This is a genomic window from Rhizobium sp. MHM7A, assembly GCF_005862215.1.
Lineage (GTDB): Bacteria > Pseudomonadota > Alphaproteobacteria > Rhizobiales > Rhizobiaceae > Rhizobium > Rhizobium bangladeshense.
Window position 1 is genome coordinate 1 of the sequence record NZ_VCHT01000036.1, and the last position, 12,802, is coordinate 12,802.

A 12,802-nucleotide genomic window follows, 5' to 3' on the forward strand; every position below is an offset into this window, starting at 1 on the left:
CCAGCCATCAGGCTTCCGTCCTTCAAGAGGAGGACACCATTGTCGACGAGGCCGGCATAGGGAACGAGATCGGCAAACGATGGGCCGGTAACCCGGAAGCGTTTGAGAGCTACCATGGCCTCCTCCTCAATACCGTCGCCAGGGCGAAGTGGTCGCCTTGTAGGTGGGCTTGAAGGAAATGTGCCTGATATAGACTTGCCGTATGAGCGGGTCGGACTTGGCCATCATCCTCAGCGCGCCAACGATGACGACCCAGACGGCAATACCGAAGAGCGCCGAATAAACTGTCAGCACGACGAAGATCAGGATCACGGCTGCAAGGCCGGTGATCAGCACCAGTTCCCGGTCGGCACCCATCAGCAGATTTGGGCGAGACAGCGCGCGATGAATGCGGTTACGCCGCAGGCCGGACAGGGACTCAGCCATTTTCTCCCTCCCCTCCTCTGCCCGGACCAGTTGATGTCACCGGCTCGTCGGCTAGCCCGATCGACGCTCCGGTTGCGCCGAAAAGGCCGACGATGTTGGTGGCGCCGAGAAGGATACCGGCGACAAGGACGACGTAGACAAGGCGCCGCGCAAAATCGTTCAGTTCCCCGCCGAAGATGAGCATGCCGCCGGCGATCGCCACGGCTGCAAGCGCGATCGCACCCGCAACTGGGCCGGTGATCGACTCCTGGATCTGCTGCAAAGGACCTTCCCATGGTAGGCCGCCGCCAGAACTGGCGAGCGCCGGCGCGACAGAGGCAAGAACGATGGGTGCCGCCAGGAGCATGATGGCGATGAATGGCTTGTTACGCGACATGGCGAGCCTCCTGTTCTTCGGCAACTTGATCGGACTCGACCTGGTACCGTCCGTTGATGAACCGCTCGACTTGGATGATGTCGCGAACAATCCGCCCGCGCGGGGTCCGCTCGATCGAGATGATAAGGTCGACCGCTTCGCCGATTACCTCGTGCATTGGCTGCTGGCTTGCCTCAGCGGTCAGCTGTTCGAGACGGCGAAGCGCCGACATGGCGGTATTCGAATGAATGGTCGCCACGCCCCCCGGATGGCCGGTGTTCCAAGCTTTGAGCAGCGTCAGAGCCGCGCCGTCGCGGACCTCGCCCACGACGATCCTGTCGGGACGCAGGCGCATCGTGCTTTTGAGTAGCCGCCCCATGTCGATCGTATCGCTGGTATGCAAGAGAACGGCGTTGTCGGCTGCGCACTGGATTTCCGCAGTATCCTCAAGAATAACGAGACGATCCTCGGGAGAGGATTTGACGATTTCGTCGATCACCGCGTTCGCAAGCGTCGTCTTGCCCGAGCCCGTTCCACCGCAAATGACGATGTTCAGCCTCGCTGAAATGGCACTACGGATCGTAGCAGCCTGGTATTCGGTCATCACACCCGTGCGAACGTAGTCTTCAAGCGGAATGAGGCGGGATGCCCGGCGCCGAATGGTGAAGGCGGGCTTGGCGACAACTGGGGGCAACAGACCCTCAAAGCGGTGGCCACCGATGGGCAGCTCGCCCGAGATGATCGGTTGTTCCGTGTCCACTTCGGACTGAAGTACATGGGCAACGGTCCCGATCACCATTTCCGCTGCGGCAGATGACATCTCACCGGCTGGCGCAACGCCGTGGCCGAGCCTTTCGATGAACAGTTTTCCGTCCGGATTAAGCATGATCTCGACGACAGTCGCGTCGTCCAGGGCGACGCAAAGCTGATCGCCGAGCGCCTCCTGAAGTTTGCGAACAAGCCGGGGATGAGAGCGAAGCTGGTTCACGAATGTCTCCTTAAGCTACCTTGCTGAGAGGGGTGAGTTCAGAACGGTAATCGGAGGGGCGGAGCCTCATGAATGTGTCCGCGTCGGCTGGCAGCGTGCCAGCGACCGCCATCGTCACGCCGATCTTCTTCGGCTCGCCCAAACGCCTCAACGGCCATCCGACGCGCGCGAGGATTCGCTCAAACCGAAGATCGGTTACTGTGACAATCTCGGTGTAGCCATTCGCGATGCACCATTCGACGATGCCCGCGAACATGGTCAGTGTTGCCTCGTGGATCGAGCCGGTTCCCCTCCCCTCCGCGAGAGCAGTATCGACGCAGAACCGGGAACTCTCGATCATGGCGGCATGAGCGTTGAGCTGACCGTCGGCGAGAAGCGAGGGGAAAACATCGGCCACCATCGTCCGACCGAGGGCCGGAAGAAGCCTCGCGCACCCCGCCAGTTGGCCGGTCTCGGCGATAGCGAGAACATAGGTCGGTCGAAGCGCGTCAAAGCCATCCGACTCACACCCCGCCGTTACATCGACTTCCCAGCCGAGCCGATCGGCAAAAACCCGCGCACGTAGCTGGAAGTGGAGGTGAAGGAGGTGAGCCTCTTGAACCGTCCGGGGTGCTGAAAACGCGAGAACCTGCATGAACTTTCTCCGTCGTTGTTGGTGGCGGCGAAATCAGCACAGAATTGAATCGGGAGGCAGTTGTAGGATCCTACAAGTCGCACTCACGCGAGTCGGCAAGGAAAAGCGATAAGGGGCGATCGGGGGCCTTGGGCGGCTACATAAACGCGGGGCGCATTGTAGGATTCACAGTAAAACGGACCATGAACGTGGCGGGCCATCCCGCTAGCTAAATACGTGAAAACGCAAGGAAAAGAGGCTATGGGTGTGCAACACGTCGATTTTGCCTTAACCCTTTGTTAACCTTAATTCTCTTGCGGCTATGGGAGAATCGGGAGATAGTTGCGAAAATTATGGCTATGGGGCCATTTTTTCGAAAGTTTAGCCTCCCGGGAAATAGTTTGCAAAATGAGCCATCAGCAGCCTAATCGTTTTGATATCGAGATTGCCCAGCAAGGGGCAAAGATCTCAAACGCGTTGCATATGCTGCGCAGCCAACAGTATCCGCCAGATGCTCGCAAGGGACTGCGCAAGTTCCAACTGGGAGAGGTCGCTGACTTTATCGGGGTCACCCAAAGCCATCTTCGACAGATTCATTCGGAAGGTAAGGGTCCCGAGATAGAATCGGTCAGTGGGCGGCGCTACTACACGGCTGACCAGATGCTCGAGCTTCGTGATTATCTGGAGGCCAATAAAAAATCTGATAAGAGATACTACGTTCCCCGTCGTCGTGAAGGCGAGCCGATGCAGGTCGTATCGGTCGTGAATTTCAAGGGCGGGAGCGGGAAGACGACGACCGCTGCGCACCTTGCGCAATATCTCGCTCTCACCGGCCATCGCGTACTGGCGGTCGACCTGGATCCGCAGGCATCGCTGACTTCCCTGTTTGGAATTCAACCTGAACTCGATGATACGGCCTCTCTTTACGAGGCGCTTCGTTTCGATGATGAACGCAGGTCGATCGCGGAAGTCATCCAGCCAACGAACATTCCTGGCCTGGACGTGGTTCCTGCAAATCTGGTCTTGCAGGAGTACGAGTATGATGTTCCCCTGGCAATCTCCTCCAAAAAGGGTGAGGACGGCAGACTGTTCTATATGCGCATTTTCAACGCGCTGAAGCAGGTGGACGACAGGTACGATGTCGTGGTCATCGATTGCCCCCCACAACTGGGATACCTGACGATAACGGCGCTCATGGCCTCGACAGGCATTCTGATTACGATCCATCCTCAGATGCTGGACATCATGTCGATGAGCCAATTTCTGATGATGTTAGGCGGAATTATGGGCCCCGTCGCAGAGGCTGGCGCCGAAATGCGTGTTGAGTGGTTCCGCTATCTTGTAACTCGCTTCGAGCCGACGGACATTCCACAGGCACAGATGGTCGGGTTCATGCAATCCATGTTCGCCCAACAGATGTTGCGAAATCACGTCCTGAAATCGACGGCAATTTCCGATGCTTCAATAAAGAAGCAGACCTTATACGAGGTAGAGCGGGGTGATTTCGTCCGGTCTACCTATGACCGGGCGATGGAAAGCCTGAACGCAGCCAACGGCGAAATCATGGAACTAATCCACGGCGCATGGGGGCGGAAATGACGTACTTGTCAGCCGTTTTTTTGGCCGGATTTGTGAAGCATATCAATACCCTGTCGACATTGAAAGCGAGATTGGAGGCCGGCTGTGGCGCGTGAGAATCCTTTTGCGAAACTGGACATGGCTTCCATCGCTTCTAACAAGACACCGACAAAGCCTGGTTACGGCATGACGGGGGCAGCAAAGACTGTCGTTCGCTCCATCGAGGACTTGGCCGAGAACACCAAGAAGCTGATGGAAGGCGAGGTGATTGTGGATCTGGATCCGCGGTTGATTGACGTTTCGTTTGTCGCCGATCGCCTTTCCGACGATGGCGACGAGTACCAGGAGCTAAAGCAGGCGATCAAGACATCCGGCCAGACAACGCCCATTCTGGTTCGACCCAGTCAGGCAGACAGCCAGCGGTTCATGGTGGTCTTTGGTCACCGCCGTCTCAAAGTCGCCAAAGAACTTGGTATTCCGGTCAAGGCAGTCGTCAAGAAACTGGACGACATCACGTCAGCAATCGCCCAAGGGCAAGAAAATTCCGCCCGTTCAAATCTGTCGTTCATCGAGCGCGCGTACTTCGCACAGAATCTACTCGCGTCCGGAATGACGAAGGATGTGGTTCGATCGTCGCTCGCGATCGACGAGGCGATGCTCTCTAAGATGCTTGGTGTCGTGGAGGCAGTTCCGGCTTCGGTCCTCAAGGTGCTCGGAGCATCCAAGAAGATAGGACGCGACAAGTGGCTGAGCCTTCGTCAATTGGTTCTCGCCCCTTCCCTCTTGAAGGTAGCTACGGAACACGTGGGAACCGCGGAGTTCGCTGAGCTGACAGAAGACAAGCGGTTCGATGAACTTCATGACTTCCTGAAGCGCTACAAGGTCAAATCGGCCGCAAAAAAGCCCAAGGCCACTGCGTCCGGGAAGGTTTGGACGTCGAGCGATACTTCACTGGATTTCGTGATGAACGCCAGACCAAAGAAGGTTGCGATCGAGCTTTCGAATGTCGAAGCGAAGCCCTTCAGCGAGTGGCTTTCAGCCCACATGGACCGTCTGTACGAGGAGTACAGAGGATCGAAGCAGGAAAACAACGGAGAATAAACCGCAAAAGAAAAAGGCCCCCAAACGGTAAACCGTGGAAGCCTCTCTCGTATCTCTCGCAGGATTGAGAATCGCATTTCCCGGAATCACAGTCAAGAGTCTTGGCACCGATTTGGTGAGCGGATTTCCTTTGACTAAAGAAAGGTGAAAGAAAAATGCAAACGGGACATGTAACGACGCCCTTTGGGCGGCGGCCGGCGACGCTTGCCTTGGTGAAAGGGCAATTGGCGATCGCGGCTTCAACACCAGGCACACGTGTCGAAAAGTGGAAAGTATTTCGCGATGTGTGCGAAGCGAGGGAACGCATTGGCCTGCAAGACAGAGCGCTTGCCGTTCTCGATGCCCTTTTGACGTTCTACCCCGATCCACAGCTCGATGGCGAGAACGGACTTGTTGTATTTCCATCCAATGCGCAGCTCTCCGTTCGCGCTCACGGGATTACCGAAAGTACACTGCGCCGCCAGCTCGGAGCACTCGTCGATGCAGGACTTATACAGCGTCGTGATAGTCCGAACGGAAAACGTTATGCACATCGCGATCGAGCTGGTGTGATCGAACAGGCTTACGGATTTGATCTGAGCCCGCTGCTTGCGCGCGCGACCGAGCTTGCCTTGCTGGCTCAGGACGTAGCCGCGGAGCGTATGCGCTTTCGCCGGGCGAAGGAAGCACTCACGATCTGCCGCCGAGATGTCCGCAAGCTGATAACAGCTGCGATTGAGGAAGGCGCTCCCGGCAATTGGGAGCATGTCGAAACGATGTATATTGGAATTCTGGGGCGGCATCCTCGCTATCCGGACAGAAACGAAGTCGAAGCCACACTCGATGAGATGGAGCTCTTGCGTTCTGAGGTACTCAACCTTCTGGAAATGCAATCAGAAACCAAAAATATGCACGGCAATGCCATTCCGAATGACCGCCACATACAGAATTCAAATACCGAATCTATAAATGAATTTGAACCAAGCACCGAAAAAGAGCTGGGCGAAAAGTTGCCGGAAGAACCTCCGACAAAGAACGCGGTGCAAGCGAAGGCGAAGCTTGATTCGATCAAGTCGTTTCCACTTGGTATGGTTCTTCGGGCCTGCCCGCAGATCGTCGACTATGGACCGGTCGGAGGAATTTCGCATTGGCGAGAGTTGATGACAGCTGCGGTCTTAGTCCGCTCGATGTTGGGTGTGAGCCCATCGGCCTACGAGGACGCCTGCGACGCGATGGGGCCTGAAAACGCAGCGGTGGCAATGGCGTGCATTCTGGAGCGCTCAAACTTTATCAACTCTGCCGGTGGTTATCTACGCGACCTGACGAAACGCTCGGAGCGGGGCGAATTTTCATTGGGACCAATGCTGATAGCGCTGCTTAAGGCCAACGGAGAGAGCACACGCCGCGCAGGATAAGGCTCGAACCTAACCGGTCGAGGCATTTGGAAACATGCAAAGACAGCTTGGCCCCAATGGAAGAATTGTCAGCCGTTTTTTTTGATTGATTTCCCATCTGATTCAATGCGTTGTGGTCATTGAATAAAGATTGAAATAGAAGCCCTGACTAGAAGCGACTATGGGTTCGAGCGTAACACTTGATGCATTTGCGCGGGCTCTTGCCTGCCGGGCAATGTCAGGAGGCAATCCGATGTGGAAGGCGAAGCGCAAGCTTTTAAATGTTGAATAAGTAAGCGCACATCGAGCTGGCCTATCCCGTTTTATCCATGGCCGAGCCCCTGGAATTACGGAACTGTCGTTTACGCCGGCGGAGCTTTTTGGAGCCATGGCTCAATGCTCTAGTCGAGCGCGAATGGACCAGCGAGCTGCGAGGGCCCAGGTTGCTTTTTGCAAGCATCTGATTGCTCAGCACGTCGATGACACCAATGATCGTTTTGCGCTGCTAAATTCCGCGCGCGATTTGAAAGACTACGTCCGGAAGGCGATGACGGGACTGGTAGGCGACGGCATAGCGTACCTTCAAATGGTCCGCGATGGTTACCGGTGGGTCGATCATTTCGAGAGCCAAGTGGTTCATGGAAAAAAGCCGACAGGGCGATCGCCAGACTTCATCTTCAGCCGGACGAATGATCTGTACGTGGCACTTGCGGAATCGAAGGCCACCAAAGGGACTTCAAAGGGGGCTTTCAACGAACGGGTCGAAGATGGCTATAAGGGCCAAGTTGAGCCCTATCTCGGCCGCAAAATTGGTAGCTGGATTGCTTCGCATGGATATTCGGTCGGAAGCTGGATGACATCCTTGAAGCGGGCGGAGATTTTTGTTCATCACACGGCGCTGCCGGACCTGGCAGGATTTGATGGTCCAGATCCGGAGGAGGATCTCTGACCCGGCCGGCGTGCGGTTCGGTAGCTATTGCGGTGTGATTACTCTTCTTTTCGGCCCGGAAATCGGAGAAGCCGCTCGCGCGCGCCTGTGGAGTCCATCAGAGCAAAGTTTCTCGACGGTTGAATGGCTCGGGCGCACGTGGATTCTTGGCGAAGAGGTTGATCCGGAGCCAATCGTGACGGATGGCAATGGGAAGGTTGTCTTTAAGGGGACCTGGTCTCGCTGGTTCAATGGACTGGCGCTCGACCTAGAAACCGCTCAGAGGGTTTTCGTCTACCTCGAGGCGGAAGAGCCCGAGGGCCGCATGTTGGAGAATATCCCTGAGTTTGGTCCAGACTTGATCGAGGCGGCGAAGGAGTCTGGCGGGGCAATTTTTCCGGACGGATTTGCAGTTCTCGGCCGTAAAGGAAATTCAACTGGCCGTGATACCACCCAGAGCGGCAGCTTCCCTTGTCGACGTGGCCGACGAAATCAAGGTTGCTGAATTCGCGGTCGGGCGACTTAGCTCTCAAGAGACAGAAACTGAAGCGACACAGGAGAAGTTCGAGCGGCACCAAGGTCTGATTTACGTCACAAGAGAGTAACGCGCGGCTTGGTTTTCCCTCAAGCCCGCATACTTGCGTTAGTACCCTCCGGGGGAGGCCTCGGCAGGTGTAAGCTTCGATCGGAGAAAGATCTGGGAGACTCGGCCGATCTTGACCATCTGCCCTAGGTCCTGTGGCAGAGTAGGATAGATATCGTTCATCTCCTCCACAGGATCATGGACAAAGACTGGAACGAAGACGCCGACTTGCTCGCGCTTGCGCTGCAAATTGCACATCTTGTCGAAATCCTGCTCGCGAAGGGCTGTCGAAATCAATTGGTCGAGATTCCGAAGGGTCTTTGCCGCCTGCGGGTCATATCCGGCGGGCGGGACATAAAGGGGCATTCGATGCGCCGCCGGGTTCCGTCGCCTTTTTACCTCGGTCTCCCAGGTCGAGAATGATATTAGAGCGGCCGCGACGTTCGACAGAGCCGGGTCGGCGGCGAAGACGGTTTTGAAAAGGCTTATGGAAAGTGGCCTTGCGGCTTGAGTTGCAGCGCTGCCCACCTGATGGACGATCGTCCACGCGTAGTTATCGAGCAGGCCGAGGATATTGATGTATATTGCTTTTAAATCGCGGCAAACCTCGTCGGACTGATCCATTGTCAGGGGGACTGTACGGTCAGGCATGATGATACTTTGGATGTTTCGAAAAGCAGCGATCATCATTCTCAGGCGGCGCAGCACGCCGAAACGCATGAAGTACTCGGCTGTTTGTGTGAAGCCGCCCAACTCAATCAGTACTGCTGCGTCTCCCAAAAGCTGGTTCAACGCGTTGTTGACTCCGTAAATGTGGTTTTCCCTCGCTTGATTGTCAAAATACCGATCGTTCGCGGCGTTTTTCCCCCTGATGAACAACCTTTCGGCCTGCGCCTCATGGAGGGAAAAATCCACCTCGCGAATTCCATACTCATCATCCAATCCCATGTCCGTATCCCCGAGGTTGCCTTTCCAGTTTCTTGGCGTTTTTCAGCTAAGTCGATTACAGGTCAAATATCCGAGTGTCTGAATGTTCATTACCAACGCATTGTCCCCCGCGGAAACACTGGCGGAAATTCTTCAAAAAAACTGTTCGACCATTGATGATACGGCCTGGTTCAAAACCAAAAAGCATGACGCGGACTTATGTCCGATGTTTGAATCCCTAGGCGTTCAAATCTTGCGGGCCTATAAAGCCAATCGCGCTGGCTGCCACGACATTCAGGGAATGCGCGACGACGGCGTCGACGTCTTATTGAAATATGATTCCGAGGACGGAGCCACAAAAGTCGGACTCCAAATCAAGAGTTACCCTGAGTTTCGGGACTGGGCGTCGAAGAAAGACAAAACTTTCATGAAGACGCTTAAATCGCAATATACCGAGGCGATGCAGAACGTGGGTGTCGAGCATTATTTCCTCATTCTCTGCACCGACGCTCACGAGCACCGAAAACAGATTCGCATGATTTCTGCAGAGATAAAGAATTTTGCCGACTTGACAATCGTAAAACCGGAGCAGGTCCGCGGTTTCACTCTTCTGTCCCATTGGGAGCTTCAGGCAACTGTTACGCGCCTCCTCTGCCAAGACGATCCTGTACTGAATGCAGCGCGAGCATGTTTCTCGGACACCGCCACCCTCGATGACTACATGACGCTGGACCTGCTTTGCAGGGCATTCGGCGGTGCGAATGAACCGATTGATGGCGGTGATATCGAGGCTATAGCGGAACGGTGGGCCGAGCTTGTGGGCGGGGTCCGCGTCATGGATGAGCTTGATGGCGCCCTGGGCTTTATGGAAAGCTCTGGCTACCTCCGATACGTAGGCGAAAGCTATGCCATTGTTCCAGAGGAGTTTCCCGATGCCCTCTGCGCCGTCTACTTCGATCTACGGGCACGCAACGGCCTATCCGCAGACGATGCACTCGCGTACCTCGTTCCCTTGTTGCTCGACATTTCATGAGCGAGACCCCCTCTGAGCGGATGTATCAGATGCCTTGCGCGTATTGGCGGAACTTGCCCCCACATAGCCGCGCGCGATCGCGCCAGGCCCGCTCGATGTGACGGCATATGGTCCTCATCGCCAGGAGAGGGGAGGGTGCTGTCGTCCCGCACCTCCAGCGCAGAAACATCGCCGCGAGGGGCCGTGCTAAGGATTGCGCTGAGGTCTCTTCGACGCGATTTTCGCTGTTTTGCTCGATGGGGCATTCTTTTATTGTAAGCAAAGAGCCGTGTAGGCATATTATCAAGCCATTAGATGGAAACAGTTAGAGCATCCGTGCTGCCCGTCCGCTTCGACGCGTAGCATTATTGTAGTAGCTCGATGCCTGCTGCACCGAACGGTGGCGCGACTGTTCCATCGCCTCGGGGAGGGGGATGCCGCGGTTCGCTGCTTCGGTGAGATAGCCTGACCGCAAGCCGTGCGCCGAAAACTCCCCAACGTCCAACCCTGCCCTCACCGCCCGCTGCTTGAGGATCGCATTGACCGACTGCGGGTCGAGCGCCCGTCGCGAAACCGTGCCCCAACGCCCGATCCCCCGAAACACGCTCCCGCTCTCGATCTTGCGGGCCGCCATCCAGGCATTCAGCGCTTCCACCGGCCGACCGGTCAGATAGACGATATCGTCCTGCTCGCCGGTGGTGGTTTTGGTACGGCCGAGATGGATGGCGAGAGAGGGGAGGGGAGGCCCGTCCGGCACCTCGATCGGCGGCTCTACGGTCAGCTGTTCGCGGCGCAGCCCGGCAATCTTGCTACGCCGGCGGCCACCGGAGGCAAAGGCGACCATCAGGATCGCCCGGTCACGCAGATCGCGTAGACTGTCGGTCGCGCATGTCGCCAGCAGTTTTGCCAGCACGTCACCGGTGACCGCCTTGGCGCTCTTGCGAAGACGTTGTCTTGGCGCGGCTCGGATCGCCAGCCGAATGGCTGATTTAAGGGCAGGCGAGGCGAAGGCGCCGTCAAAACCGCGCCATTTGCTCAGCGTCGACCAGTTGGCCAGCCGCCGGCGCACGGTGGCTGGCGCGTGCGGGCCGACGGACTTGAGAAACCCCTGGCTTCGAAGGTTCTCGTCGACGCCGGCCGGCATGCCGTGATCGCGGTCGGTCTCGCGGTGCTGCGGGTCCCAGAGGTGATGGGCGACGAATTTGGGGGTTGAGTAGCAGCGGAGCAGAAAACCTACGCAAGCCGCCCGCGGCAAGACGGGCGGGGCCGCCGAGACGGCAGACCGCATTGGGGTGATGGAAAGCGGAATGGCGGCTTTCATGGCGCATGCGAGCTAAACAGACGTCCGGTTTCAGCTGACGGCCATTCGAAAACCAAAGTCGGCGTGCTGATCGAGGCACGCCGACCACTGCATTTACTCTGTTAAGGGCGCAGTCGCTTGGGTGTGCGGCTCAACAGCGTAACCTCCCTGATACTCGCAGCGTTGAGCAGGCGCATCAGGATGCGGCCAAGTCCTACGCCCATGCCACCATGCGGGGGGCAGCCGAAGCGGAAGAAATCGAGGTAGTCGGACAGGCTGTCGAGCCGCATTCCGCGTTCCTGCGCCTGAGCCACCAGACGATTATGGCGGTGCTCGCGTTGCGCCCCAGTCGTGATCTCCAGCCCGCGCCAGAGCAGGTCGAAACCTTTGGTAAGGTCGGGACGATCCTCGTGGCGCATATGGTAGAAGGCGCGACCACTGGCGGGATAGTCAGTAATGAAGACGAACTCATGGTCTGTTTCGGCAGCCATGTGTTCGCATAGCAGGCGCTCGCCTTCGGCATCGAGATCATCGTGGCGGGCTGGGACATCCCCGAGCCGAGCAAGAATGGCGAGTGCTTCGGAAAAGGTAACCTTGGGAAACGGCAACGACGGCGGAGCGATGCTGACGCCGTAAAGTGCCTCGATCTGGGGGCCATGAACCTCGACCACGGTGCCGATGGCATGGGCAAGCCAGCGTTCTTCAAACGCCATCAATTCGTGATGGTCTTCGATCCAGCCCATCTCCATGTCGATGGAGGTGAACTCGGTTTCGTGCCGCGAGGTGAACGACGGCTCAGCGCGAAACACCGGGCCGATCTCGAACACCCTTTCCATGCCGCCGGCGATTGCCATCTGCTTGTAAAATTGTGGCGACTGAGCCAGGAAAGCTTTGGTGTCAAAATATTTGACAGCAAACACTTCAGCGCCGGATTCGCTGGCTGTTCCCATAAGTTTGGGCGAATGAATTTCGCAAAAGCCGTTCTGCTGCCAAAAGGCCCGCATTGCCGCTTCCAGCGTCGTCTGCACGGCAAAGACCAATTGTTGTCCAGGATAGCGCAGGCTGACCTGGCGGTGGTCCATCCATTTGTCCGGGCCGGAATCATACGCGATGGGTAGTTGGGGATCGGCCAATCCGCAGATCTCGACGCTTTCGATCAAGATTTCGAGACCGCCTAGCTTGACGGAGGGAGCAGCCACGACAGTGCCGATGACGATCACCGCGCTTTCAGGCGTCAGTGCGTCGAGAGCGCCGGTGAGGGCTGTATTGTCTTTGCTTTGAGTGAGCTGAACCTTGCCGGTCGGGTCGCGCAGGACGATGAAGCGCATACGCTTCTGATCGCGAATGGCTTCGACAAACCCCTGCAGCTTTACGCGATGCCCGATGCACTGGGACGGCGATGTCACGTTGTTTGATCAACGGCCGAAAAGTCGCTTGTCGGTAAACTCAGGCAATTGCAGCGGTCACGGCTTTCCACTGCGCCATGGCGCGGATCCGATGAATATGGGTGGCTAGGGCTGAGTGTCTCTGGTGCGGCGCGACGAAAAGATTTCGGACTGCTGAAAAGACCGAGATGAAACGTTGCAAACCTCCGACGGATCGAAAGCCCTGCATCATC

Annotated in this window: 13 protein-coding genes and 1 pseudogene; 6 read left to right on the forward strand and 8 right to left on the reverse strand. The window is 56.9% G+C overall.

Features of this window, described 5'->3' with window-relative positions; translation table 11 throughout:
• Positions 1 to 126 precede the first annotated feature (126 nt).
• The 4 genes from FFR93_RS39575 to FFR93_RS39590 are packed head-to-tail and all read right to left on the reverse strand — an operon-like array spanning position 127 to position 2,403.
• Positions 127 to 426, reverse strand: a complete 300-nt coding sequence (locus FFR93_RS39575) for a conjugal transfer protein TrbD (protein WP_138397135.1) — start codon at positions 424 to 426, stop codon at positions 127 to 129.
• Entirely contained in the window at positions 419 to 802 is a 384-nt protein-coding gene (locus tag FFR93_RS39580) for a TrbC/VirB2 family protein (protein WP_138397136.1), read from the reverse strand. Before FFR93_RS39580 ends, FFR93_RS39575 begins: the two co-directional genes overlap by 8 nt.
• Positions 792 to 1,769, reverse strand: coding sequence for a P-type conjugative transfer ATPase TrbB (gene trbB, locus FFR93_RS39585; protein ID WP_138397137.1), 978 nt, complete (start codon positions 1,767 to 1,769; stop codon positions 792 to 794). Before trbB ends, FFR93_RS39580 begins: the two co-directional genes overlap by 11 nt.
• A 10-nt stretch (positions 1,770 to 1,779) precedes the next feature.
• Positions 1,780 to 2,403 carry an acyl-homoserine-lactone synthase gene (locus FFR93_RS39590; RefSeq protein ID WP_138397138.1) on the reverse strand — a complete coding sequence of 208 codons (624 nt, stop codon included), beginning with the start codon at positions 2,401 to 2,403 and terminating at the stop codon, positions 1,780 to 1,782.
• Positions 2,404 to 2,790: 387 nt separating this feature from the next.
• On the opposite strand from FFR93_RS39590, the gene repA reads away from it, so the two are divergent.
• The 5 genes from repA to FFR93_RS41825 all read left to right on the forward strand — a co-directional run bounded on the left by repA (position 2,791) and on the right by FFR93_RS41825 (position 7,867).
• Positions 2,791 to 3,981, forward strand: a complete 1,191-nt coding sequence (repA, locus tag FFR93_RS39595) for a plasmid partitioning protein RepA (protein ID WP_087002812.1) — start codon at positions 2,791 to 2,793, stop codon at positions 3,979 to 3,981.
• Positions 3,982 to 4,065: 84 nt separating this feature from the next.
• A complete protein-coding gene (gene repB, locus FFR93_RS39600) occupies positions 4,066 to 5,061 on the forward strand; it encodes a plasmid partitioning protein RepB (RefSeq protein WP_138397139.1) in 996 nt (331 codons plus the stop codon).
• Positions 5,062 to 5,216: 155 nt separating this feature from the next.
• Positions 5,217 to 6,455 (forward strand): plasmid replication protein RepC, encoded by a 1,239-nt coding sequence (gene repC / locus FFR93_RS39605; RefSeq protein WP_138397140.1) that lies wholly within the window; start codon positions 5,217 to 5,219, stop codon positions 6,453 to 6,455.
• A gap of 394 nt (positions 6,456 to 6,849) precedes the next feature.
• Positions 6,850 to 7,383 carry a hypothetical protein gene (locus tag FFR93_RS41820; protein ID WP_246661420.1) on the forward strand — a complete coding sequence of 178 codons (534 nt, stop codon included), beginning with the start codon at positions 6,850 to 6,852 and terminating at the stop codon, positions 7,381 to 7,383.
• Complete coding sequence (locus tag FFR93_RS41825) at positions 7,355 to 7,867, forward strand: hypothetical protein (protein ID WP_246661421.1); 513 nt, start codon at positions 7,355 to 7,357, stop codon at positions 7,865 to 7,867. The genes FFR93_RS41820 and FFR93_RS41825 overlap by 29 nt, the downstream gene beginning before the upstream one ends.
• A 138-nt stretch (positions 7,868 to 8,005) precedes the next feature.
• Here the strand turns inward: FFR93_RS41825 and FFR93_RS39615 are convergent, their stop codons facing one another.
• Positions 8,006 to 8,893 carry a hypothetical protein gene (locus tag FFR93_RS39615; protein ID WP_138397141.1) on the reverse strand — a complete coding sequence of 296 codons (888 nt, stop codon included), beginning with the start codon at positions 8,891 to 8,893 and terminating at the stop codon, positions 8,006 to 8,008.
• Positions 8,894 to 8,975: 82 nt separating this feature from the next.
• Between FFR93_RS39615 and FFR93_RS39620 the strand changes: the two genes are divergently transcribed.
• Positions 8,976 to 9,905, forward strand: a complete 930-nt coding sequence (locus FFR93_RS39620; RefSeq protein WP_138397142.1) for a DUF4365 domain-containing protein — start codon at positions 8,976 to 8,978, stop codon at positions 9,903 to 9,905.
• A 304-nt stretch (positions 9,906 to 10,209) separates the two neighbouring features.
• On the opposite strand, the gene FFR93_RS39625 is transcribed toward FFR93_RS39620, so the two are convergent.
• From FFR93_RS39625 to FFR93_RS39635, 3 genes and pseudogenes are all read right to left on the reverse strand, one after another.
• Positions 10,210 to 11,205, reverse strand: a complete 996-nt coding sequence (locus tag FFR93_RS39625) for a site-specific integrase (protein ID WP_246661422.1) — start codon at positions 11,203 to 11,205, stop codon at positions 10,210 to 10,212.
• Positions 11,206 to 11,306: 101 nt separating this feature from the next.
• Positions 11,307 to 12,590 carry an aspartate--tRNA(Asn) ligase gene (gene aspS / locus FFR93_RS39630; protein WP_138397143.1) on the reverse strand — a complete coding sequence of 428 codons (1,284 nt, stop codon included), beginning with the start codon at positions 12,588 to 12,590 and terminating at the stop codon, positions 11,307 to 11,309.
• Positions 12,591 to 12,630: 40 nt separating this feature from the next.
• A pseudogene (locus tag FFR93_RS39635) lies at positions 12,631 to 12,802 on the reverse strand (IS6 family transposase); the annotation flags it as partial.

Coding starts and splice junctions, on each gene's coding strand:
- FFR93_RS39580 (WP_138397136.1), bottom strand. CDS start 802: ATGTCGCGTAACAAGCCATTCATCGCCATCATGCTCCTGGCGGCACCC.
- FFR93_RS39625 (WP_246661422.1), bottom strand. CDS start 11,205: ATGAAAGCCGCCATTCCGCTTTCCATCACCCCAATGCGGTCTGCCGTC.
- FFR93_RS39620 (WP_138397142.1), top strand. CDS start 8,976: ATGTTCATTACCAACGCATTGTCCCCCGCGGAAACACTGGCGGAAATT.
- FFR93_RS39575 (WP_138397135.1), bottom strand. CDS start 426: ATGGCTGAGTCCCTGTCCGGCCTGCGGCGTAACCGCATTCATCGCGCG.
- FFR93_RS39590 (WP_138397138.1), bottom strand. CDS start 2,403: ATGCAGGTTCTCGCGTTTTCAGCACCCCGGACGGTTCAAGAGGCTCAC.
- FFR93_RS41820 (WP_246661420.1), top strand. CDS start 6,850: ATGGACCAGCGAGCTGCGAGGGCCCAGGTTGCTTTTTGCAAGCATCTG.
- repC (WP_138397140.1), top strand. CDS start 5,217: ATGCAAACGGGACATGTAACGACGCCCTTTGGGCGGCGGCCGGCGACG.
- FFR93_RS39615 (WP_138397141.1), bottom strand. CDS start 8,893: ATGGGATTGGATGATGAGTATGGAATTCGCGAGGTGGATTTTTCCCTC.
- FFR93_RS41825 (WP_246661421.1), top strand. CDS start 7,355: ATGGTCCAGATCCGGAGGAGGATCTCTGACCCGGCCGGCGTGCGGTTC.
- repA (WP_087002812.1), top strand. CDS start 2,791: ATGAGCCATCAGCAGCCTAATCGTTTTGATATCGAGATTGCCCAGCAA.